Origin of the sequence: Pseudoalteromonas aquimarina, from assembly GCF_049257255.1 — a bacterium.
Lineage (GTDB): Bacteria > Pseudomonadota > Gammaproteobacteria > Enterobacterales > Alteromonadaceae > Pseudoalteromonas.
The window spans coordinates 108,470-132,194 of the sequence record NZ_JBMMUG010000008.1; the positions used below are offsets into that span (position 1 = coordinate 108,470).

The 23,725-nt window shown below is 42.1% G+C and carries 16 protein-coding genes; 9 read left to right on the plus strand and 7 right to left on the minus strand.

The window, feature by feature from the left end; translation table 11 throughout:
* Positions 1-125: 125 nt before the first annotated feature.
* Entirely contained in the window at positions 126-1,472 is a 1,347-nt protein-coding gene (gene mltF / locus AAEU29_RS18600; RefSeq protein WP_421974712.1) for a membrane-bound lytic murein transglycosylase MltF, read from the minus strand.
* Positions 1,473-1,676: 204 nt separating this feature from the next.
* Here mltF and purL point away from each other — a divergent pair, with 204 nt between their 5' ends.
* The 3 genes from purL to feoB all read left to right on the plus strand — a co-directional run bounded on the left by purL (position 1,677) and on the right by feoB (position 7,814).
* Complete coding sequence (purL, locus tag AAEU29_RS18605) at positions 1,677-5,561, plus strand: phosphoribosylformylglycinamidine synthase (RefSeq protein WP_421974713.1); 3,885 nt, start codon at positions 1,677-1,679, stop codon at positions 5,559-5,561.
* A 207-nt stretch (positions 5,562-5,768) separates the two neighbouring features.
* Positions 5,769-5,993, plus strand: a complete 225-nt coding sequence (locus tag AAEU29_RS18610; RefSeq protein WP_421974714.1) for a FeoA family protein — start codon at positions 5,769-5,771, stop codon at positions 5,991-5,993.
* A 15-nt stretch (positions 5,994-6,008) separates the two neighbouring features.
* Positions 6,009-7,814 (plus strand): ferrous iron transporter B, encoded by a 1,806-nt coding sequence (gene feoB / locus AAEU29_RS18615; protein WP_421974715.1) that lies wholly within the window; start codon positions 6,009-6,011, stop codon positions 7,812-7,814.
* A gap of 53 nt (positions 7,815-7,867) precedes the next feature.
* Here the strand turns inward: feoB and AAEU29_RS18620 are convergent, their stop codons facing one another.
* The 4 genes from AAEU29_RS18620 to AAEU29_RS18635 form a co-directional block, all read right to left on the minus strand.
* Positions 7,868-9,004 (minus strand): S8 family serine peptidase, encoded by a 1,137-nt coding sequence (locus tag AAEU29_RS18620; protein ID WP_421974716.1) that lies wholly within the window; start codon positions 9,002-9,004, stop codon positions 7,868-7,870.
* Positions 9,005-9,143: 139 nt separating this feature from the next.
* Positions 9,144-10,604, minus strand: coding sequence for an NAD-dependent succinate-semialdehyde dehydrogenase (locus tag AAEU29_RS18625; RefSeq protein ID WP_421974717.1), 1,461 nt, complete (start codon positions 10,602-10,604; stop codon positions 9,144-9,146).
* On the minus strand, positions 10,591-12,234 hold the full coding sequence (locus AAEU29_RS18630; protein ID WP_421974718.1) for an FMN-binding glutamate synthase family protein: 1,644 nt from the start codon (positions 12,232-12,234) through the stop codon (positions 10,591-10,593). Before AAEU29_RS18630 ends, AAEU29_RS18625 begins: the two co-directional genes overlap by 14 nt.
* 508 nt (positions 12,235-12,742) lie before the next feature.
* Positions 12,743-13,168: a hypothetical protein gene (locus AAEU29_RS18635; protein WP_421974719.1), complete on the minus strand. Its 426-nt coding sequence runs from the start codon at positions 13,166-13,168 to the stop codon at positions 12,743-12,745.
* A gap of 140 nt (positions 13,169-13,308) precedes the next feature.
* Between AAEU29_RS18635 and AAEU29_RS18640 the strand changes: the two genes are divergently transcribed.
* The gene (locus AAEU29_RS18640) at positions 13,309-13,848 is read left to right on the plus strand and encodes a GNAT family N-acetyltransferase (RefSeq protein WP_421974720.1); all 540 of its coding nucleotides are present in this window, start codon (positions 13,309-13,311) and stop codon (positions 13,846-13,848) included.
* 423 nt (positions 13,849-14,271) lie between these two features.
* On the opposite strand, the gene AAEU29_RS18645 is transcribed toward AAEU29_RS18640, so the two are convergent.
* Complete coding sequence (locus AAEU29_RS18645) at positions 14,272-15,276, minus strand: hypothetical protein (RefSeq protein ID WP_421974721.1); 1,005 nt, start codon at positions 15,274-15,276, stop codon at positions 14,272-14,274.
* A gap of 544 nt (positions 15,277-15,820) precedes the next feature.
* Here AAEU29_RS18645 and AAEU29_RS18650 point away from each other — a divergent pair.
* The 4 genes from AAEU29_RS18650 to AAEU29_RS18665 all read left to right on the plus strand — a co-directional run bounded on the left by AAEU29_RS18650 (position 15,821) and on the right by AAEU29_RS18665 (position 20,573).
* Entirely contained in the window at positions 15,821-16,759 is a 939-nt protein-coding gene (locus AAEU29_RS18650; protein ID WP_421974722.1) for a ribonuclease Z, read from the plus strand.
* A gap of 81 nt (positions 16,760-16,840) precedes the next feature.
* Complete coding sequence (gene rnr / locus AAEU29_RS18655) at positions 16,841-19,282, plus strand: ribonuclease R (RefSeq protein WP_421974723.1); 2,442 nt, start codon at positions 16,841-16,843, stop codon at positions 19,280-19,282.
* 4 nt (positions 19,283-19,286) lie between these two features.
* Entirely contained in the window at positions 19,287-20,024 is a 738-nt protein-coding gene (gene rlmB, locus AAEU29_RS18660; protein WP_421974724.1) for a 23S rRNA (guanosine(2251)-2'-O)-methyltransferase RlmB, read from the plus strand.
* Positions 20,025-20,144: 120 nt separating this feature from the next.
* Positions 20,145-20,573: a BLUF domain-containing protein gene (locus AAEU29_RS18665; RefSeq protein ID WP_421974725.1), complete on the plus strand. Its 429-nt coding sequence runs from the start codon at positions 20,145-20,147 to the stop codon at positions 20,571-20,573.
* An 81-nt stretch (positions 20,574-20,654) separates the two neighbouring features.
* On the opposite strand, the gene AAEU29_RS18670 is transcribed toward AAEU29_RS18665, so the two are convergent.
* On the minus strand, positions 20,655-23,429 hold the full coding sequence (locus AAEU29_RS18670; protein ID WP_421974726.1) for a M16 family metallopeptidase: 2,775 nt from the start codon (positions 23,427-23,429) through the stop codon (positions 20,655-20,657).
* Positions 23,430-23,455: 26 nt separating this feature from the next.
* On the opposite strand from AAEU29_RS18670, the gene AAEU29_RS18675 reads away from it, so the two are divergent.
* Positions 23,456-23,689, plus strand: a complete 234-nt coding sequence (locus AAEU29_RS18675; RefSeq protein ID WP_421974727.1) for a hypothetical protein — start codon at positions 23,456-23,458, stop codon at positions 23,687-23,689.
* Positions 23,690-23,725 lie beyond the last annotated feature (36 nt).

The window sequence follows — 23,725 nt, forward strand, 5'->3', positions numbered from 1 at the left end:
GTCATTTTTCAAGTGACTTATTTAAGACTTCTGCAAACACCTTATTCAAATAACTTAATTTTAGGCGCTCTTTATAAACCTTTTTAAAGTCTTGAGTCACTTTAAAGTATATCAGGTTAACGATATTACTCGTCTTGATTTTCATCGAGCCATACAAGTGTATCGTAGTAGCGGCGAATATTATCAACATATTTTACTGCTACATCACCACGGGCAAAGCCGTATCGGGTTTGTCGATAGTAGCGCTTTTTAATCAGTAACGGTAAATGTTTTTTTACATCCGCCCATTTATCTGGATCGCCGCCAGCTTTTTCGGTGAGTACACGGGCGTCTTCCATATGACCAAAGCCCACATTATATGCGGCTAGCGCAAGCCATGTTCTATCAGGCTCTTGAATTCGCTCAGGTACGCGGTTTATGAGTTTTTCTAGGTAGATGCCACCACCGCGAATATTTTGCTCAGGTTCGAGGCGGTTTTTTACGCCAACAGATTTAGCTGTAGGTAAGGTCAGCATCATAATGCCGCGCACACCAGTAGGTGATTTCGCTTTTGGATCCCACATTGACTCTTGATAACTTACTGCAGCCAATAAGCGCCAATCAAGGCTCCGAGAGTACTGTTTAAACCAATCTTTATATTTTGGCAAAATATCACGAACGGCTTCTATATAAGCAAGTGTATTTATGTAGTTGAACTGGCGAACATGGCCAAAATATTTTTCTTCTAAATTTTGTAATAAGCCAGTGGCTTGGGCATAGCCAAAAAACTCGATGGTTAGCGCGTATAAACTGTCGTCGTCATTGCGTTTTAGCATCCAGGCTACCGGTTCTTCTCGGGTAACTGAAAATGCGATGCTTAGTTCTGGATGATAGCGGCGAAACAGGGCTAAGGTGTGTGAGTCGGCAATGGTATAGTCAAATTTGCCGTCAATAATACCTTGCAGTAACTCGGCCTCATCAAATTCTTCAGTTTCAATCCATTGTAGATTTTCAAAATTGGCTTTTGCTTTTAATAAACTTGCCGCATGAGCGCTTTTAGCAATCACCGTTACTGGGGCATCAAGTTGTTCAAAGTTGCGCGGTCGATCGCGCCCTTGTTTATACACAAGCTTTTGGCTAATGGCGCGATATTCAGGTGCAAAGCGGTATTTTTCTAAGCGGGAATTATTAAGTGTAAGGCCCGAAGCAAGAATATCAATTTGCCCTTTGTCTAACTTATTGAGCATATCTTTGATTGAGAAAAAGGGGATGATTTCAAGTTCGGCATCAATATAGTCTGCGAATGCTTGAGCAAGTTCGTATTCAAAACCCAGCTCACCATTAGCGCTAATATAATAAGTGCTTTCGCCTGCGAGTGTGCCAATGCGAATTTTATCTTTTTGCTTAATTTGCCCGAGATGTGTTTCTGCGACAGGCTCAGAACACGCGGCCAATAAAAAAATAATTACTGTAATTACAACGCGTTTTAGCACTCGAATCCTAAAATAATTTGCCCCTACAAGCTTGTTATAACAGATAAACTACCGGTCGTCACGAGGACTAATGTCCTATACATGAAAAATGAATTTGCCTATTTTTGTCTATTTTTTGATTTTTAGTTAAATCTCGTCTCATTTTCCACTATAATGTGCGCCCATAAATCTTCGTTCAATCCTTAACCCCGGATGAAAATACCTATGTTGATCCTACGTGGTGCACCTGCACTTTCTGATTTTAAAGTTCAAAAGATCCTTAAAACCTGCGCTGATGCCAATTTACCAGTCACTGGTGTTTACGCTGAGTTTATGCATTTTGCTGATTTAACAGCAGAACTTTCAGAGTCTGAGTTAGACAAACTAAATAAGCTATTAAAGTATGGCCCGACCATTACTGAACATACGCCTGAAGGTGCGCTAATTTTAGTGACACCACGTATTGGTACCATTTCTCCATGGGCATCAAAGGCAACTGATATTGCTAACAACTGTGGTTTAGACAAAGTACACCGTGTTGAGCGTGGTATTGCTTACTACGTTGAAGGTGATTTATCTGCAGAGCAATTAAATGAAGTTGCAAAGCTAGTACATGATCGTATGACTGAGTCGGTACACGCAAACCTTGAAGACGCAGGACAATTATTCCGCGTTGAAGAGCCGCGTCCAATGTCATCTGTTGACATTCTTGGCGGTGGCCGCGAAGCGCTTGCAGCAGCAAACGTTGAGCAAGGTTTTGCATTAGCAGAAGACGAAATTGATTACCTAGTTGAAAACTTCCAAAAACTAGGTCGTAACCCGAACGACATCGAATTATTCATGTTTGCACAGGCGAACTCTGAGCACTGTCGTCACAAAATTTTTAACGCTGATTGGACAATCGACGGCGTAGAACAGCCTAAGTCGCTGTTCAAAATGATCAAAAATACCTACGAGACGCACCCAGAAAACGTACTATCTGCTTATAAAGATAACGCAGCGGTAATGAAGGGTTCAAAAGCGGGTCGTTTCTTCCCGAACGCAGAAGGTGAGTACAGCTACAATCAAGAAAACATTGAAATCTTGATGAAAGTTGAAACGCACAACCACCCAACAGCGATTGCGCCATTCTCGGGTGCATCAACGGGTTCTGGTGGTGAAATTCGTGACGAAGGCGCAACAGGTCGTGGTTCTAAGCCTAAAGCGGGTCTAGTTGGTTTTACTGTTTCAAACCTACGTATTCCTGGTTTTGAACAGCCGTGGGAAACAAATTACGGTAAGCCTGGTCGTATCGTTGATGCGTTAGACATTATGATCGACGGCCCATTAGGTGGCGCGGCGTTCAACAACGAATTTGGTCGTCCAAACCTACTTGGTTACTTCCGTACTTACGAAGAAAAAGTTAACAGCCATAACGGCGAAGAGGTACGTGGTTACCACAAGCCAATTATGATTGCAGGTGGTCTTGGTAACATCCGTACTGAGCACGTTGAAAAAGGCGAAATCCCAGTTGGCGCTAAGCTAATTGTGCTGGGTGGTCCTGCAATGAATATCGGTCTTGGTGGTGGTGCTGCATCGTCAATGGCATCTGGTCAATCAAACGAAGATTTAGATTTTGCTTCGGTACAGCGTGAAAACCCAGAGATGGAACGTCGTTGTCAGGAAGTTATCGACAAATGTTGGCAGCTTGGTGACGCTAACCCAATCGCGTTTATCCACGATGTGGGTGCGGGTGGTATTTCAAACGCATTCCCTGAGCTTGTAAACGACGGTGGTCGTGGTGGTAAGTTTGAACTACGTAACGTGCCAAACGATGAGCCGGGCATGGCACCACACGAAATCTGGTGTAACGAATCTCAAGAGCGTTATGTTCTTGCTGTTGCAGCAGAAGACTTTGCACGTTTTGAAGAAATCTGTAAGCGCGAGCGCGCACAATATGCGGTAATTGGTGAAGCAACAGAAGAGCTACACTTAACTGTTTCTGATAGCCACTTTGAAAACAACCCAGTTGATCTTCCGTTAGAAGTATTACTTGGTAAAGCACCTAAGATGCACCGTGACGTTGAGTCTAAACAAGCACAAGGTGAAGCATTAGATACATCTGCAATCAATGTTGAAGAAGCAGCTAAGCGCTTACTTCGTCTACCAACGATTGCAGAGAAAACATTCCTTATCACCATTGGTGACCGTACTGTTACAGGTTTAGTGGCACGTGACCAAATGGTTGGCCCTTGGCAGGTACCAGTAGCAAACTGTGCAGTAACAGCTGCAGCGTTTGATACTTATCACGGTGAAGCAATGTCAATGGGTGAGCGCACACCAGCTGCACTTCTAAACTACGGTGCATCAGCACGTTTAGCAGTGGGTGAAGCGCTAACAAACATCGCAGGTGCAAACATTGGTGGTCTTGAAAACATCAAGCTTTCTGCAAACTGGATGGCAGCAGCAGGTCACCCAGGTGAAGATGCAGGTCTTTACGAAGCTGTTAAAGCAGTAGGTGAAGAGTTATGTCCAGCACTTGGTCTTACAATTCCTGTTGGTAAAGACTCAATGTCGATGAAGACTAAGTGGGAAGAAAATGGCGAAAACAAAGAAGTTACAGCGCCGCTTTCACTAATCATCTCAGCATTTGGTCGTGTAGAAGATATCCGTAAAACAGTTACACCTCAGCTTCGCACTGATAAAGGTGATTCAAGCCTGATCTTAGTTGATTTAGGTGCGGGTCAAAACCGTATGGGTGCATCAAGCCTTGCACAGGTTTACAAGCAGCTTGGTGACAAGACGCCTGACGTTGATAGCCCTGAGCTATTAAAAGGTTTCTATGAAGCAATGCAAGCACTTGTTGCTGACGAGAAGCTACTTGCTTACCACGACCGTTCAGACGGTGGTTTATTCACAACCGTAGCTGAAATGGCATTCGCAGGTCGTACAGGTGTAACTGTTAACCTTGATAGCCTAACAGGTTCTGACATCGAAGCGCTTTATAACGAAGAGCTAGGTGCGGTAATTCAGGTTCGCAACTCTGACCTTGCAGCAGTTGAAGCTGTGCTTGCAGATAACGGCCTTGCAGCAATCAGCCACACTATCGGTAGCTTAAACTCAGAAGATAAAGTTATCTTCAACCGTGGTGGCGAAGCTGTACTTGCAAATACACGTACTGAATTACGTACTATTTGGGCTGAAACAACTTATAAGATGCAAGCACTTCGTGATAACCCAGAGTGTGCTAAGCAAGAATTTGATGCGAAATTTGACGAAAAAGACCCAGGTCTTAACGTTAAACTTAGCTTCGACATTAACGAAGATGTTGCAGCGCCTTACATTGCAACGGGTGCTAAGCCTGGTATCGCGATTTTACGTGAGCAAGGTGTTAACTCACACGTTGAAATGGCAGCGGCATTTAACCGTGCAGGCTTTGCAGCAATCGACGTACACATGAGCGACATCTTAGAAGGCCGTTTAACACTTGAGCAATTTAAAGGCTTAGTGGCATGTGGTGGTTTCTCTTACGGTGACGTACTAGGTGCAGGTGAGGGTTGGGCTAAGTCAATTCTATTTAATGATATGGCACGCGATCAGTTCCAAACTTTCTTTGAGCGTCAAGATACGTTTAGCTTAGGTGTGTGTAACGGCTGTCAGATGTTATCAACTCTGAAAGAGCTTATCCCAGGCACTGAGCACTGGCCACGTTTTGTAACTAACAAGTCTGAGCGTTTTGAAGCACGTTTCAGCTTAGTTGAAGTACAAGAAAGCCCGTCAGTATTCTTCCAAGGTATGGCAGGTTCTCGTATGCCTATCGCCGTATCTCACGGTGAAGGCCATGCAGAATTTGCTAACGATGCAGCGGTTAAAACGGCGCTTGAGTCTGGCACTGTGGCTGTGAAGTTTGTTGATAACTACGGTAACCCAACAACGCAATACCCGAACAACCCGAATGGTTCACCAGAAGGTATTACAGGTATTACATCACTTGACGGTCGTGCAACAGTAATGATGCCACATCCAGAGCGTGTATTCCGTGCAGTAGCTAACTCTTGGCACCCAGATGAGTGGAAAGAAGATAGCCCATGGATGCGCATGTTCCGTAACGCTAGAAAGAACATTGGCTAATACTTAGCTGAAAAGAAAAGGTCGCGAAAGCGGCCTTTTTTGTTTCCTGCAATCACTGCAAGTGCGTAATTAAAGCCTTATGCAATTGCGCTTAATCAATAAAGATTAATTTGTTTATATAAAATTTAGATAAATATGCAAACGCAATTGAGCTTTGAGTTGAAAAGGCGCATACTTGCATAACTCTCTCAATTACGAATAAGTATCATGACGATTTGTGATGTACCTGTAAATCAACAAGCCACTATTAAATCTCTATGCCCAAATTTAGAGACAGCAGTAGCAAATCGCTTAGAAGAAATGGGATTCTCAGAGAATGCAATTATCACCTGTATTCGTCGCACGCCATTTAATGGTCCTATTGTTTATCAAGTAGGTGATTGTGTTTACTCGCTAGAACCATCAATTGCACAACGTATTTTAATCGCTTAATTTTTAAGAACACTAATGAAACGAATCTTATTAGTTGGCAAACCCAACTGCGGTAAAAGCCTGCTTTTCAATCAACTTACGGGTTTAAAACAAAAAGTCGCTAATTTTCCTGGGGTAACTGTTGAGCTTAAAAGCGGGCAGTTTAATGAGTTTGAAGTGGTTGATTTTCCAGGTACATATTCACTAAACACCTTATCTAAAGACGAGCAAATCGCGGTAGAAAAGCTAAATGAGGCAATCAATCAAGAAAGCACCGAAGTGATTGTAAATGTGCTTGATGCAACACGTTTAGAACGAAGCCTGGTGTTTGCATTACAAGTGCAGCACTTAGCAAAACAGCACAATAAAAAAGTGATTTTTGCGCTTAATCTAATCGATGAATTACAACGCTTTAATCACACAATAGATACAGAGCAGCTAGCAAAAGATTTAAATGCGCCAGTGTTTGCGCTGTCAGCTAAAACCCTTATTGGTATTTCTGAATTTCAACAAGGGCTAACCGAAATTGCCCGCAGCAGTGAAAATATCGTAAACGACGCCCAATCAGAATCAACCTTAACCAAAGCAAAAGCATTAGCCAAAAAATATGCAATTGCTAGCGATATTGTGTTGAAAAAACAAAATACCATTGATAGCTTCCTGCTTAATAACGTGTTTGGCGCAGTTGCCTTTCTGGCAATTATGTTCTTGCTTTTCCAAAGTATTTTTACATGGGCAGCACCTTTAATGGATGGTGTAGAAATGCTGATAGGCGAAGCCGCTATTATGGTAACTGGGCTGCTACCTAACGGGCTAATCAAAGACTTTACCGCAGATGCTTTATTTGGTGGTGTTGGTTCATTTTTGGTATTTGTGCCACAAATTATGGTGCTTACATTTATTATTGGTTTGCTTGAAGACAGCGGTTACCTTGCTCGTGCCGCATTAATTTGTCATAAGCCACTGAGCTTTTTTGGTCTTTCTGGTCGCAGCTTTATTCCTTATTTATCTGCCCACGCCTGTGCTATCCCGGCAATTATGGCAGCAAGAACCATCGAATCTCCGCGCAAGCGTTTGATCACAATGATGACTATTCCCTTGATGTCGTGTTCGGCAAGGTTACCAGTTTATGCGCTATTAGTGGCGGTATTTATTCCAGCAGAGCACACAGTGCTTGGCATTTTTAACTTACAAGGGATTGCTTTTTTTGCCCTGTATTTGTTCGGCATTGTGATGGCGCTCATTGTCAGTGCATTGCTGAGTAAATCTAAAGTTACCGAGCAATCACAGTCGGAAATGCCATTTATTTTAGAATTGCCAACCTACCGAATGCCTCACTGGAAGCCGCTAATGCATCGTGTTGTGAACAGTGGGATTTATTTTATTAAGCGTGCTGCACCAGTTATTTTTATGGTGTCAGTGGCTCTCTGGGTACTCGGTTATTTTCCGCAAAATGCCGATTTAGAACACTCATTACTTGGTCAGTTCGGTCAGTTTATCGCACCTGTGTTTGAACCGCTCGGTGTTGACTGGCGCTACGGTGTGGCCATTATGATGTCGTTTTTAGCGCGAGAAGTGTTTGTTGGTGCGTTAGGTACGCTGTATGGCATGGAAGGTGCTGATGAAAATATCGCAGGGCTTGCATCACAAATTATGGCAGATGGGCTACCACTAGGTACAGGTATTGGGCTTATGCTGTTTTACGTTGTTGCGCTACAGTGTGTTGCAACAGTTGCAACGATAAAAGCGGAAATGGGTAACTCTAAACTTGCATGGGGATTATTCGTGGTTTATGGGTTACTGGCCTATTGCTTAGCCGTATTAGCGAATCAACTTATATAACCAAAAAAGCCACCGTTTCTGGTGGCTTTGGTGGGAAATTATAAGTTACTTATTTATAGGTGAATGATGCTATCTGCGTTGCCATCAGGATCACCTGATGCGCGGCCATCTGTACCCGGGTTGCCGTTACGCATCATTATTACTGCACATGCCGCAGGCGATGCCATTGAAGTACCAGACATCGTGGTAGTGCCACCGCCCATTTTGGTCGATAAAATGCTGACTCCTGGGGCTGCATAATCAACTGGTGGATTACCATAGTTAGAAAAGCTCGCAAAGCGATCGTTTGAGTCTGTTGCTGAAATCGTATAAACGCGGTTACCAGATGCGCTTGCAGGTGAAACGTTATCGGCATGCTGGCTTTCGTTACCTGCTGCTACTACAAAGAATACACCAGATTGCTGTGCAGCTGCTTCAACGGCATCGTTGAGTTCTTGGTTAAAGCCCCCACCTAAACTCATATTGGCACAATCACCTGCATTTGCATTTGCGCCAACATGGTCAATACCCGCTAACACGCCTGACCAACTGCCAGAGCCACGAGAATTTAATACTTTAACTGGAATAACCGTTGCCCCTGCAGCCACACCAACAACATCAATATTATTATTAATTGCCGCAATGGTGCCTGCTACGTGCGTACCATGGCCATTTTTATCATCCATACCGGCATCACGGCCTGAAGTAAATGCCGTATAGCCTCGGCTAGCATCCACATTAAGATCTGGGTGGTCTAAATCAATACCCGAATCAAGTACCCAAGCGCTGTAACCTGTGCCATCAACAGGCCCGCCAACCCGGCTTACACTCCATGGTGTTGTTTGGCTATCAGAACCACCGCCGCCAGGCTTTCCACCTTTTGGATTTGCATATACTTTGCCATCAGGCGTAAAACGCATTACATCACTGTTACCTGCAAACATCTGCTTTGCTTTATCACAATTCATATTTACAGCCATGCCTTTTATAGAGTTGCTGTAAATGTGTTTTGCTTTCGCATTTGCACTAGCCACCATGCCGCGCGCTTTACCTTCAACATCAAACTTAGAGATTGAATCGTTAAAGCGCACAATACAGGTATTGGCAATTTCCATATCATCGGATGCACCATTACTGGTTGGTTGATTTGCAAGTGCATAGCTAGATGAAAGGGCAAATGAGACAGCGAGCGTGAGAGTTTTTTTATTCATTATGTATCCTGTTTTATTGTTATTAGTTTTGGTTAACTTTTTGTTAACAAAAAAACAGTGTAGTAGAGCGTTTCTGAATTGAAAACAAAAAGCGACTGTAAAAAGTCGCTTTTTATGTATTTTTGTAAACTATTGATTACTAATCAGATAAATTTCCTAGGCACAAATACTTAGTTTCTAAGTAATCTTCAAGGCCATATTTTGATCCCTCGCGGCCGTAACCGGATTGTTTTACGCCACCAAATGGAGCGGCGGCATTTGAGATAATGCCTTCATTAATGCCTACCATACCAAACTTTAATTGTTGCGCTGTACGCATAATTCGGTTGATGTTTTGGCTATAAAAATAAGCGGCGAGACCATACTCGGTGTCGTTGGCTTGTTTAATAACTTCTTGCTCATTTGTGAAAGTAAAGATGGTTGCAACAGGGCCGAAAATCTCGTTTTGTGCAATCTCCATGGTGTTGTTACAGTTGGTTAAAATGGTTGCAGGGTAGCCAGTTTTACTTGCTTCGCCTTGATAGTGAATAGTTGCACCTTGGCTAATGGCGTTATTGACTAACGTTGAGACTTTATCGATTGCAGCTGTATTTATAAGCGGGCCAAGTTGCACATCTTCTAGGCCATTACCTTGTTTTAACTGCTTTAATTTCTCTGTGAAAATTTCTAAAAATGCGTGTTGAATCGATTCAGCAAGATAAATGCGATTAGCACATACGCAGGTTTGCCCGGCATTTCTAAATTTCGCTGCAATTAAGCCTGTAGCAGCAGCATCTAAATCGGCATCATCAAATACAATAAACGGCGCGTTGCCACCAAGCTCCATTGATACGCGTTTTACCGTTGAAGCCGCTTGCTTGGTTAATAATTTACCTACTGCTGTAGAACCCGTAAAACTAAACTTAGCGATATCTGGGTGTGTTGTTAATACTTCGCCAATGGCTTTGGCGTTGGTGCCTACAACCACATTAAAAACGCCATCAGGTAACCCCGCACGATTTGCCAGTTCTGCCATGGCAAGTGCACTTAATGGTGTAAGCTCAGATGGTTTAACAATAAAACAACAGCCTGCTGCAAGTGCCGCAGCTGCTTTGCGAGTGATCATGGCATTTGGGAAATTCCACGGGGTGATGGCTGCAACCACTCCAACCGGTTGCTTTGTGACAATAATTTGCTGTGAATTACTCAGCGCAGGAATGGTATCGCCGTATACACGTTTAGCTTCTTCACTAAACCATTCGATATAGCTAATGCCGTATTTAATTTCACCGCGCGCTTCTGCAAGTGGTTTACCTTGCTCTAAAGTGAGTAATAAGGCTAAATCCTCTAAATTTTCAGTGAGTAAATTTGCCCAGTTTTTTAGGTAATTTGCACGTTCATTTGCGGTGGTGTTTTGCCAATCTAGTTGCGCACTTTTGGCAGCATTAACCGCATGTTCAATATCGGCAGGGTCAATCTCAGCTACTTTTGTCAGCACACTGTTATCAAATGGGTTTACCACATCAAAAGTCGTGCTGCTTGTGTGCCAACTGCCATTGATAAAACTGCTGTTCTTAACGAGGGTTTTATCTTTTAAATTGGTTAGGCTAGATGGTGTCACGGGTTAGCTCCTGTGGTTTTAAAATGCTGTCGTCGTATACATAAAAGTGATCACTTGATGCTTGTTGCCACCAAATGCTCCAGTTGCCAAGCGGCTTATTTTCCAAAATTTCACCTTCACGTAATGGCTTAATTAAACTGCCTACCGACATTAATAACCCATAAGGCGTGCGGCGTTTAACCATTTGTGGCAGTAGTTTATCTGGGTCATCTAACCCCATGCTACCAAGCAGTTCGTAAAATGCATGCAAGGTGTTTTTATGGAAGTTTTTAACCCGCTCACTCTTACTTTCAATATCAATGGCTTTGGCACGTGCTGGGTCTTGCGTGGCAATGCCGGTTGGGCAGTGATTGGTATTACAGCTACGTGATTGAATACAGCCTAGTGCCATCATCATGGTGCGCGCAGCATTTACGGTGTCAGCCCCCATTGCCAATTTGGCAAGTAAATCAAATGCAGATGCTGTTTTGCCTGATGCAATTAACGTTATTTTATCGCGAATACCAAGCCCAATAAGCGCATTATGTACCATATATACACTTTCTAAACAGGTCATACCTAAGCGATTAGAAAATTCTACAGGGGCTGCACCAGTGCCGCCTTCTGCACCATCAATGGTGATAAAATCAGGGTAAATATTCATCTCTAACATGGCTTTGCAGATTGCTAAAAACTCTGCAGGATTACCTAAACACAGTTTAAAGCCAATCGGTTTGCCTTGGCTCAGCTCGCGAAGCTCTGCAACAAAATTGAGTAATTCTTTTGGTGTTTTACATTTCGGGTGCGCCGCAGGCGAAATACAGTCTTTACCTTGCTCAACTAGGCGAATACGGGCAATTTCTTCGGTAATTTTTGCTTTAGGCAATACACCACCATGGCCAGGCTTTGCTCCTTGCGACAGTTTTATTTCGATCATTTTTACTTGTGGTAGTGCGCTTTTTTCACGAAATACGTTTGGGTCAAAGTCGCCCTCAGGCGTGCGACAGGCAAATAACCCAGAGCCAATTTGCCATACAACATCACCGCCGTGTTTTAGGTGATAAGGGCTAAGGCCGCCTTCACCGGTATTATGGCTAAAACCGCCTTTTTTTGCGCCAAGGTTAAGCGCTTCAATTGCGTTACTGCTAAGCGAACCAAAACTCATTGCTGATATATTTAGTCGTGATGCCGAGTAGGGCTGTTTACAATCAGCGCCACCAATCAAGGTGCGTTTATGCTCATCTTTCACTTCACATGGTGCTAGTGAATGCCACAAGCTTAAGTAATTTTCTTCATGCAAGTCACGTTGTGTGCCAAATGCAATGGTGTCTCTTACAGATTTAGAGCGTTGATAAACCAGCGAGCGCTGCTCGCGATTAAAGGGCTTTTCTTCAGTGTCGTTAGCAATAAAATATTGTTGAATTTCAACGCGAAATGACTCTAAAAAATAGCGAAGATACGCAACAACAGGATATAAGCGATTCAAATTGCGTTTTGAAAAAAACACATCAAAAAAGCCTACGGCGCTATAAATCACGGTAAAAACAAATAAGAAAAATGTGAAATCGTTGGCGTGGTATTGCCACAAAGAGAAGGTAATTAAGTTGCCAAAGGTTAAAATTAACCAATAGACTTTTTGCATAATTGTCATATCGTTTACTCTTATTTTGCTAACAGGGGCTTATAAGAGTTTCAGGATTGGCACAACAACACCTCGGGCAACCCTTGCACTCGATATTGATTTTGCATAATAACCAGTGCTTTGTCACTGAAAGAAAAAGGAAATCATGATGATTTCCTTTTATTCAGAAAGGGTTGGGATCTGAATTAATAAGTAGTCTTAGGGTCTGTTGACCTTTCAAGTTCGTTTTTGCAGCAGTTTGATTGGGTTTTATACAAGGCAGAGGCTGCGTGGCATAGTTATTCTATGTGGGCCAGCCGATAACACAGTAGAAAAGCCAATCAAGCGCTGCCGAAGGGTTCTTTTGAGCGCACTTTTCTCATTGTTGCCTGCATGGATGCAGGTAAGGGGCGTTAGCAGGACGCGGAAGCTTTGCTCGATATTCGCTTAGATTGCTAGGCTACACATCAAGCGCCGCGATAAAAGCACGCTCAAAGAGAACAAAAATAGAACAGCAAAGATCAACAGACCCTAACAATTAGCGAGCAAGTTTACGCCAAACTTCGGTTTCTTCTGTGCCATTCACCATGCCTTTGTGATGCCAGTAAATTACCTCTTGCCCGTATTCTTGTTTAGTCTCAAGCCAACCTTTAAAGGTGAACACTTTACCGTGATGTTCATTTGATGTGCCTTGTTCGATATGTTCGCTGTAGCTATCACCATCAAGAGTGAATTTACCTGCTAAATACCCTAAAAATTCACCTTGTTGCATATTGTTTAAGGCAAATTTATCGCCTTTTACTGTTTTGATTGCGACAAGCGTTGCGTTGTCTGCTTTTAATACTTCACCTGAAGGCGTTTTGTATTCCCCTTTAATAAATTGCCAATCACCTTCATATTGGTGGGCAATGGCATTTGATACAAAAAGAGCGACTGTTAGGCAAAGTCCTTTAAATAAATTCATTATTATTTCCTGTCGTTAAAATTTGCTAACAGTTAATACTAAAGCCCTTTTAAAAAGTAGTGTTAGAATCACAAATCAGAAAAAAATAAGAAAAATATAACCATTATTTATCGGTTTTATCTCATCACAGGAGTACTCAAATGCAACCAACCTCTAGTCGCCTTAATTATGCGTTTATCACCGAAGATGACCTTGATGATTTATACCAACTCGACCAAGACCCTGCCGTGATGAAGCACCTTAATGGTGGTAAACCAACTACCATGGAAGAAAAGAAAACTATTTTTTTACCGCGCATGGCTAAATATGCCAATAAAGAAAAAGGCTGGGGTCTTTGGAAAGTTAACATTAAAGAATCAGGTGAATTTATTGGCTGGATTTTAGTAAGGCCAATGCATTTCTTTAATGATGAAGCGGTTACCGAGTGGCATAACCTTGAACTAGGTTGGCGTTTTAAGCAAAGCTCGTGGGGTAAAGGGTATGCAACCGAAGCAGCCAATGCCTTAGTTGAACAATTTGAGCAAATGCCAGAGTACACGTGTATTAGTGCTATCGCAGTAAAAGAAAATCTCGGCTCGATTGCGGTAATGGAAAAGCTCGGTATGAGGTTTGTGAAAGAGTATATGCATAGCGATCCGTTAGGGGATATTCCAGCAGTGCATTATGAAAGGGAACTTTGATTATTTTGCTATAACTCAGGAGTTTAATCTTAGCTAGAGTTTAGCTTGATACTATGTTTGTCGCGTGGGCAACAGAAGTGTTCGTACTTTTATCTAGCGCCATCCATGGCGCTCTCTTGTTCATTTTTGTTACACGACAAAAACGAACCAAAAAACGTGCCCCAAAAATCAAACTGATTCTTCAAACACACTTTAAATGTGAACATAAACGCCATGAAGCAACGTCCCTGTTGTACATGGCTTGCTCGACCGCTTCGCTCCCTGTCTCGCATTATTCATTTAAATTGTATTTTCAGGTTTGATTTAATGGGTGAGGGTGTGAAGCTAAACACCTGACTCAATGGCGGATTAGTGCCAGAAGCGGTCGGATGTTGATCAAAGAATTTAATCCCATTCGGCTGCAAAGAACCTTTAATACTTTTACTACTGCAAATCCCCATTTTTTGGTTTACCAAATTTATCAAAGTCCCTTTTATTAACCCATTTTTGATTACTCCAATCTGCCCATACTAGCTGTTTCAATTTTTGCCATTCTTCCTTCCCTTGACCGCTATCCCATTCTTTATGGGCTTTAGCAAAGATGGTAGTCACTCGTTCAGGCAAGTAATCCTCAATAGTTTCAACAAATTCAGTGAAGTCTTCTGCCACTTTTATTTTAATAGGTAAATATTGCTCTTTGTTTTCCAATACATCTCTAAAACAATATATAGATGCGGTTAATGCCAAATCAGGATTATGTATTTCAATCACATCAGCCGTCCTAATATAAGAAGCTATGGAGCGCAAGTAACTGCTATATCCGTTATAATAATGCTTAGGGCTCGGGTAGGGGCTAATTAGTAAATCAAATGAATTTACAAGAAAATCATTTGCAATATTTTGTACATACCTTTTTTTATCTTTACTTAGCTCAAATTGAATATCATTTTCTAGTGCTTCTCCATGTAAAAATTTGAAAAGAAGCTTCTCTCTCCCAGCCAAAGGGAGTTCGTCTTTGATCCTCGGTGTGAATGGTGAATGATATCTTCCTGCACATTCTAAGTAACACTCTCTAGCTTGTTGCAACTCTATCTGCCATATTTCGTCTTTACGCTTTTTAACCTGCTCAATTATGTACCTATACATCTCTTCAGTTTGAATAGGGCTAAATAGCATTAATAGAAAGACTCTTCCGTGAATACCGTCTAAAGCACAGTCAAAATTTGATTTAACTTCTTGATCATCTTCTTTCAAAAATTCAATACGAAAACCATTATAATTATTAAAATCTAGGTTACCCGTCAAAAAGAAATCTTTTAATTTTGCACGCTCTTCTTTATCTCTTGGGCTATAGCAATCAACAACTGCTTCGACGAGCTTCCACTCCTTTTTTCTCGCTTTGCGCCATTGTTCATTTTCGTTATGCCAACCAGCTAAATATTTATCCATTAAAAATACTCTTCAAAAGAATCCATTTGAACTAAGAAAAATAGGTTATTTGATTCAGGGAGTTAAGTAAATAAATTGATTTGAAGGTTATCAATATTGTATTCCGATTCAAAGACAGCTATTCGATCAATTAGGACCTTGAAGGTAGTTGCTAAGATTGATTTCCGCTTTTATCAAACCCGAAAATCAAGTTTGAATTGATAATGCGAGACAGGGAGCGAAGCGGTCGAGCAAGCCATGCTGAGGCATGGATGCCGATTCATGGCGTTTATCATAAAATTCAAAATTGCTTTGAGGATTAAGTTTGATACTGCGGTCGCCTTTCTTTTGGTTACTTTATCTTTGGCGAAGCAAAGAAAAGTAACATGGAGCCCATGGATGGGCTTTATGAAATACAGGGAGGTGAACCTAGTTCTAAGCGCTGAAGATGTGCAATAAATCTGAGGGGGCATCATTAACTTTCAAAAACCTATCTACCAATTCCATCCCTAATCAATCTCCTCTACAATTTAACCAATACCCACCACACCTATAGGCTCATAATTTGAAAATTCACTTTTTAGGCACTTCTTCAGCATGTCCCTCACTTAATCGTAATGTCAGTGCTACAGCCGTGAGCTTTGATTCGACTAAGTCGTGGTTGCTGGTGGATTGTGGTGAGGGCACGCAGCATCAAATTTTAAAAAGTGAATTGGCGAGCTATCACTTATCAGTAATTTTAATTACTCATTTACATGGCGACCATTGCTATGGCTTGCCGGGGTTAATTGCCTCTATTTCTCTGGCGGGGCGAAAAGAGCCTGTGCATTTAGTAGCTCCTAAAGCGGTGATTGATTTTGTATTAAGCGCACTTAAATTTACTCAAATGGAAACAGGCTTTGAGTTAATTTGCCGTGAGATTGAAACGTTAGAACAAGTGCTTGATTTTAGTTTTTGCCAAGTGTCTATTCACCCATTAAAACACCGCGTACCGAGTGTTGCTTTTAAAATAACGGAGCAAAATATTCCGCGAAAACTGCATCTTGATAAGTTGGCCAATGACGGTATTGCCACGGGTAGCCATTATAACTTGCTGCAAAAAGGGGTTGATGTTGAATACCAAGGTAAGTTGTTATGCGCCGAAGAATATACTTTTCCAAGCTGGCAGCCGCGCAAGGTGATTATTTGTGGCGACAATGAAAAGCCTAAATTATTGGCCGATGCTGTTGAGGGTATCGATTTATTGGTGCACGAAGCCACCTTTACTCATAGTGATTTACATAAAGTTGGGCTGCATACCGGACATAGCGATGCCAAACGCATTGCTGAATTTGCTGAGGTGTATCATATTCCGCGCTTGGCGCTGTTTCATTTTTCAAGCCGTTACCATGGCGAAGGGATGTTAGAACCGCTAGAACAGGAAGCCAAACGTTACTATTTTGGTAAGTTAGTGCTAGCTTTTGATGGCTTACTGGTTGAAATTGACAAACAAAAGAACGCGTAAAGTGAGTTGTCATAGAAATGACCTGTCACCCAGTGGCTAAATGGTTTAAAATAAAAGCACTTTCATAGACAGTGCGAATTCATGCCAAAAAAAGATCCTTATTTAGACCGCGAACAACAAAAGTACGATAATCCAGTACCTAGTCGAGAGTTTATTCTTGACCACATCAGCAACCGAACTAAACCTGCAAATTTTGCCGATTTATGCGGCGAACTTAATGTATTTGAAGAAGAGCGCCAAATTGCGCTAAAACGCCGTTTACGTGCAATGGAACGTGACGGTCAGTTACTTTTTAATAAACTAAAATGCTACTGCATTCCAGATAAAGTTGGTTTGGTAAAAGGTAAGGTTATTGGTCATCGCGAAGGATTTGGCTTTTTAGAGCTTGATGAAGGCGGTAAAGATTGGTTTATTCCAAAACACCAAATGGAGCAAGTGCTGCATGGTGACCGCGTATTAGCAAAACCAGCTAGCTTTGGTAAAAATGGCAAATGCGATGCGCGTATTGTGCGTGTACTTGAGGGCGACAGGGCCCCGATTATTGGCCGTTTTTTCCGTGAACACGGCATGGCGGTTGTAGTACCTGAAGATCCGCGCATTAGCCAAGATATTATGATTTTGCCGGGCTTTGAAGGCAATGCAGAACATAACCAAATGGTGCAAATTGAAATCACTCAGCGCCCAAGCAAGCGTATGAATGCGCTTGGTAAAGTGATTGATGTACTTGGTGAACATATGGCGCCGGGCATGGAAATTGAGGTAGCACTGCGCAACCATGACATTCCTAACCAATGGCCAAAAGACCTTGAGCAGCAAATCGCCGGTTTGACTGATGAAGTGCTTGAAAAAGACAAAGAAGGGCGCATTGATTTACGTCATTTACCGCTGGTAACTATTGACGGCGAAGATGCACGGGATTTTGATGATGCGGTGTTCTGTGAAGCGAAAAAGTCAGGCGGCTGGCGTTTATGGGTCGCGATTGCTGATGTATCGCATTATGTTAGCAAAAACAGCCCATTAGACCGTGAAGCAATTCAGCGTGGTAACTCGGTTTATTTCCCGTCAGAAGTCATTCCAATGCTACCAAAAGTGCTGTCTAATGGCTTATGTAGCTTAAATCCACAGGTGGATCGCCTGTGCATGGTGGCTGAAATGACTGTATCGCAAACGGGTAAACTGTCGGGCTATCGTTTTTACCAAGCTGTGATGAATTCGCATGCGCGCTTAACTTACACCAAAGTAGGTGAGTTACTGGGCGGCGATGAAAATGCCTTAGGTGAAGAAAATGCAGCATTGGTACCGCATATTCGTGAATTGCACTTAATGTACAAAACGCTGAAAGCAGCACGTTTAGAGCGCGGTGCTATTGAGTTTGAAACCAAAGAACCGAAATTTATTTTTAACGCGCAGCGTAAAATCGAATCAATTGTGGCACTTAGCCGCAACGATGCACACAAACTAATTGAAGAGTGCATGATTTTAGCGAACGTTGCAGCCGCAAAATTATTAGAAAAACACGAAGCGCCTGCGCTTTACCGTGTACACGACGAGCCAGATCCTGAAAAGCTAATGAACTTTAGCCAGTTTTTAGGTGAACTAGGTATTGAAGTCACTATGCCGCAAGAGCCAACACCAAAAGAGGTTGGCGAGCTATTTGACCGTTTAGAAAAACGCCCTGAAATTGAGCTTATTCAAACCATGTTGTTGCGTTCAATGAAGCAAGCGGTGTATCAGGCTGATAATATTGGTCACTTTGGCCTGGCGTTAAGTGCCTATGCACACTTTACATCGCCAATTCGCCGTTACCCTGACTTAGTTGTGCATCGCGCAATTAAAGCAATCTTAAAAGAACAGGGGCAAAAAACCTCGGGCGAATATGCCTATATTCAAGATGAGGTCGATCAGCTAGGTGAACAGTGCTCAATGACTGAACGTCGCGCTGACGATGCGACCCGTGAAGTAGCTGATTGGCTTAAGTGCGAATTTATGCAAGACCGCGTAGGCGAAGTATTCAGCGGTGTGATTTCATCGGTAACGAACTTTGGCTTATTTGTGCGCTTAAACGACTTATATATCGACGGTATGGTGCATGTTACGTCACTTGGCAACGACTACTATCATTTCGATGGTAAAAAGCATTGTTTAATTGGTGAAAATAGCCGCAAAGTTTTCCGTATGGGTGACCCAATTGATGTGCAGGTAGCGTCAGTAAGTCTTGATGACCGCCGCATTAATTTAACGCTAGGTGAAGAAACGGGGCAAGACCGCTATTCACGTCGTCGAGCACAAAAAGCTGTCAATGAAGCAACCAGTGTGCGCGACCAACTGCGTGCAGGGGCTATTCCTGATAAAGGCAAAGGTAAGGGTAGAGCAAAACCTGATGGTAAATCATCGGGCAAGCCATCTGGCAAACCTACCAAGAAAAGCAAAGCAGGTAAAAAGTCTGCCAGCAAAACTAAATCGAAAGCTTCGGCTGCTAAAAAGCGCCCGGGCAAAAATGCAAGAAAACGTGCAAAGAGCTAATTAAATGAGTAACGAATTAATTTTTGGCTTTCACTCAGTGGAAGCAATCTTAAACAGCGAACCTGAGCGCTTTATCGAAATTTACGCGCTTAAAGGCCGTGAAGATAAACGCTTAAACCCGATTATTAATTTGGCACGTCAGTTTGGTGTGTCTATCCAGTTTATGCAGCGTAAAGCACTCGATGATAAAGCCAAAGGTGAACAGCACCAAGGCATTATTGCCCGCGTTAAAGAGGGTAAAAAGTACAACGAGAAAGATCTCGACCAGATCATCGCCAATAGCGATATGCCGTTTTTATTAGTACTTGATGGCGTTACCGACCCGCATAACTTAGGTGCCTGTTTACGTAATGCTGATGCCGCGGGTGTAGATGCGATTATTGTACCGAAAGATAAATCAGCCAAGCTTAATGGTACTGCGCGTAAAGTAGCGTGTGGCGCGGCTGAAACTGTACCGCTAGTGCAAGTAACTAACCTTGCACGTACACTGCGTGATATTAAAGAAATGGGTGTATGGGTGGTTGGCACTGCTGGCGAAACGGATATTGAAGTTTTTGATGCAAAACTAACAGGCCCAATGGCAATTGTAATGGGCGCTGAAGGTTCAGGCATGCGTCGTTTAACTCGCGAGCATTGTGATGAGCTGGTAAAAATTCCAATGGTGGGAACGGTATCAAGCTTAAATGTGTCGGTGGCAACCGGTATTTGTTTATTTGAGGTACTGCGTCAGCGCAGAGGCTAACCCCTTCAAAATAATCACTGTAAAAGGTCGCTTTGCGGCCTTTTTTGTTATTAAACAGTGCTCTTTTTAGAATAACGGTCTATATATTTTAAAGTTGAACTTAAAGCTATGGAACTTGTTATGTCACAACACCAATTAATTTACCAAAGTAGAGAAGCGCGCCCATTAAGCAATCAGGACTTTGCAGATATTTTAGATGTAGCTCGTAAATTTAATGAGAGCCAAGGAATTACAGGTTGCCTTTTTTACAATGGTGGTTGGTTGCTTCAGGTACTTGAGGGTGAGCAAAGCGCAATCGATAATTTGTATCAAAAAATAATGAAAGATGAGCGTCATAAAGATTGTAACTTGTTGTATTTTGAACCGGTTGATAAACGTGTGTTTTCCAAATGGACAATGGGGATGATCAACCTAGAAACGGAGAAAAGCAGCAAATACAGTGAACTAAAATCGGCAATGCAAGAATTTGAGTCAGGCCAAGTGGCAATCCCACTTGCCATTAAGCTGTTTAGAATATTTACCCACGATTTTACGCCTAAATCAATTTAGCAAATAAGTGAGTTTGTTGACTTTAAAATATAAAAAAGCCGCGTAATTGCGGCTTTTTAAGTTTTAGTTTTACTTGATAAATTAATCTTCTAGGTAAACAATTTCACCTAAGTTGAGTGATTCAAGCTCGGCTTTAATTTTTGCGACATCACCTACAATAACCCACGTCATTTGGTTTTGTTTGATAAGGTCTTTAGCCTGTTTTTTCACATCTGTAAGTGTTGTTTTTTGTACCTTTGAACCATATTGCTCTAAGTCTGATACATCTTTACCTGTTGCATATGCATCCGATAATGCACCAAGTAACGACCATTTCTTTTCAAAGCGGCCAGGTTGCTTAGCAACTTTATTGCTAACTACTTTGTTTAGCTCTTCAGCTGTTGCAGGCTTTTTGCCTGTGTAGTTGGAAAGCTCTTTAACAATTTCCTGAATCGATTCTTTGGTTTTGTCAGTTTGCACCGGTGCGTAAACAAAGAAAGGCGATTGTCCTTTAACGTTAAGCAGTGCTGAGCGAGCGCCATATGACCAGCCTTTATCTTCACGTAAATTCATATTGATACGTGAGGTAAATGAACCGCCAATGATGGTATTCATAATATCTAATTTGATATCTTGATCGTTTGCGAGCTCGTCGCGTGATTGGCCAAGCAAACCTGCCACAATTAATGACTGTGGTGAATCAGGTTTATCTAATACATACACTTTTGCATTTTTTGCAGGTGTTACTTTTGCTAAGTTAACCGCAGGCTTTGCACTGTTAGGTGCTTGCCAGTTTGCCAGCGTTTTGTTGAGAGTTGTTGTTAGCTCATCCAATGAAATATCACCAACTACAACTAAACGTGCGTTATCTGGACGTAACCAAGTATTTTTGAAGTTTACCAGATCATCACGAGTGAATGACTTAACCGTTTCAACATAACCCGAACCTGTTAAAGGCTGCGCGTAAGCGTGATTTTCACCGTATAATCGCGGTGGTAATTCACGTAGCGCATTGCTCATAGGTGTTGATTTTTCTTTATTAATGCCATCTAGCGTTAACTTACGAATACGCTCAAGGTCTTGCTCGCTAAATGCAGGATCTAACAGAGCTTGTGAGAAAAGCTCAGCACTGCGTTGCCAGTTTACTTTTAATGCACTTAAGCTTAAGTCAGCATTATCTAAACTTGCACCTGAATAAAGTGATGCGCCAATTTTTTCAAGTTCAGCAGCTAGTTCTAAGCTTGATAGCTCACTGGTACCCTCGCGCAGCATTTTCATGGCAAATAGTGCAAGGCCTGCTTTATCTCCGGTAGTTGATGAAAAACCACCGTTAAACTTAAGCTCCATATTGATGCTTGGCGTATCAGAGCGCTCAGCAAGTACTACTTCTAGGCCATTCTCTAAACGTGCGGTCTGCACTTTTGGTAGTTTTAATTCTGGTAACGAATCAACACTCGGTACTTTGCTTCTGTCGGCACTTGTATTGCTGTGAGAAAGCTTTTCGAATGGTTCAATTGTCAGTACAAAATCACCATCAGTAAGCCATGTTTTACCCGCTTGTTGAATATCTGCGGCGGTTGCAGCATTTTGAATTGCCTGCTGCTTTTTATAGAAAACAGGGTCGCCATGATACACCATGCCTGACGCTAGAATGTCTGACTTACCACCAAAACCACCAACACCTTCAACATTTTTAACCCAACTTGCCGCATTTGAGAATTTAATGCGATTTAGCTCTTCGCTTGTTGGGCCTTCATTAATGAGTTTCGTAAGTTCTTCATCGATAATCGCTTCAACTTCGTTTAAATCAACGCCAGGAAGCGTATCAACACCAATCATTATCTGGCCAGCCATGGTGCGAGCATAATTATATGCAAAAGCCATTGATGCTTTTTGTTCTTGATAAACAAGGCGCTTGTATAAACGACTGTTTTTACCGCCTGCAAATACATCAGCTAGCAATGATAGGTATTCGCTATCTGCGGTACCTTTTTCAGCTGTATTCCACACTTTTAAAATACGCGGATTAGGAACGCGATCTTGCATTGTCATGCGTTTAGTACCAGTGCGTTTAGCAACCCAAGTATCGATTTGTGCCACAGGTTTACCCGGTTTAATGTCACCAAAGTATTTGTTAACTTTTTCTTTAGCTGTTGCCACGTCAATATCACCAGCAAGCACTAATACAGCGTTATTTGGACCATAATAGTCTTTAAACCATTGGTGCACATCATCAAGTGATGCTGCATTTAAATCTTCCATTGAACCGATAACTGACCACGAGTAAGGGTGACCTTTCGGGAATGTGTTTTCGGCTACTGCGCCCCACATTTTGCCATATGGTCGCGCTTCACCTTGGCGTTTTTCATTTTGTACAACACCGCGTTGTTCATCGAGTTTTTCTTGAGTAATTGCGCCAAGTAAATGACCCATACGGTCAGATTCCATCCAAAGCGCCATATCTAATGCGGTTGTTGGAACGTTTTGGAAGTAGTTTGTACGGTCGCTGTTAGTTGTACCGTTTTGCTCGGTAGCACCTGCTTTTTCAAATGGACCAAAATACTCATCGTTATAGTTTTCACTACCGTTAAACATTAAGTGTTCAAATAAATGCGCAAAGCCAGTTTTGCCTAACTTTTCATGTTTTGAGCCAACGTTATACCAAACGTTTACAGCAACAATCGGTGCTTTTTTGTCTGTGTGAACAATCACTTTCATGCCGTTATCGAGCGTGAAAGAGTCATAGCTTACGTCAACACTCGGCAAATTAATTGCTGCGCTTGTTTGTTGCTGTGAAGTTGATGAGGTTGTGCTATTACAGCCTGTTAAGGCTAAAGAAACAGCCACCGTAAGAGCCGTTAAAGTGAGTTTTTGCATTAATACTATCCTTGGTAAATTAGAGGGTGTTGTCCTTTGAAGCGCTAAATTATTGTACGTTTGATGCTAAAAGCCTTAACAGTCAATGCCAAGTATGTGTTCGCAATTTTTATGCATATCACACGCTATCTTGGTTTATTCCAGTAAAGACAACTGCATTTCGCTACAGTGACAACAAAGGTCAATATGCCACTGGATATAAAACACCAAGCGAAATTGAATTGCAAGATTATGATTTAACAGATGTAAACAGCTCTTAGATAGCTTATCGCGTTTAAAGTATATAACGAGCTTGC

Excerpts from the sequence above, each read along its gene's own strand:
- purL (WP_421974713.1), top strand. The coding sequence starts at position 1,677 with ATGTTGATCCTACGTGGTGCACCTGCACTTTCTGATTTTAAAGTTCAA.
- AAEU29_RS18665 (WP_421974725.1), top strand. The coding sequence starts at position 20,145 with ATGTCACAACACCAATTAATTTACCAAAGTAGAGAAGCGCGCCCATTA.
- feoB (WP_421974715.1), top strand. The coding sequence starts at position 6,009 with ATGAAACGAATCTTATTAGTTGGCAAACCCAACTGCGGTAAAAGCCTG.
- AAEU29_RS18645 (WP_421974721.1), bottom strand. The coding sequence starts at position 15,276 with ATGGATAAATATTTAGCTGGTTGGCATAACGAAAATGAACAATGGCGC.
- AAEU29_RS18640 (WP_421974720.1), top strand. The coding sequence starts at position 13,309 with ATGCAACCAACCTCTAGTCGCCTTAATTATGCGTTTATCACCGAAGAT.
- AAEU29_RS18635 (WP_421974719.1), bottom strand. The coding sequence starts at position 13,168 with ATGAATTTATTTAAAGGACTTTGCCTAACAGTCGCTCTTTTTGTATCA.
- AAEU29_RS18670 (WP_421974726.1), bottom strand. The coding sequence starts at position 23,429 with ATGCAAAAACTCACTTTAACGGCTCTTACGGTGGCTGTTTCTTTAGCC.
- AAEU29_RS18610 (WP_421974714.1), top strand. The coding sequence starts at position 5,769 with ATGACGATTTGTGATGTACCTGTAAATCAACAAGCCACTATTAAATCT.
- AAEU29_RS18630 (WP_421974718.1), bottom strand. The coding sequence starts at position 12,234 with ATGACAATTATGCAAAAAGTCTATTGGTTAATTTTAACCTTTGGCAAC.
- AAEU29_RS18620 (WP_421974716.1), bottom strand. The coding sequence starts at position 9,004 with ATGAATAAAAAAACTCTCACGCTCGCTGTCTCATTTGCCCTTTCATCT.
- rnr (WP_421974723.1), top strand. The coding sequence starts at position 16,841 with ATGCCAAAAAAAGATCCTTATTTAGACCGCGAACAACAAAAGTACGAT.
- rlmB (WP_421974724.1), top strand. The coding sequence starts at position 19,287 with ATGAGTAACGAATTAATTTTTGGCTTTCACTCAGTGGAAGCAATCTTA.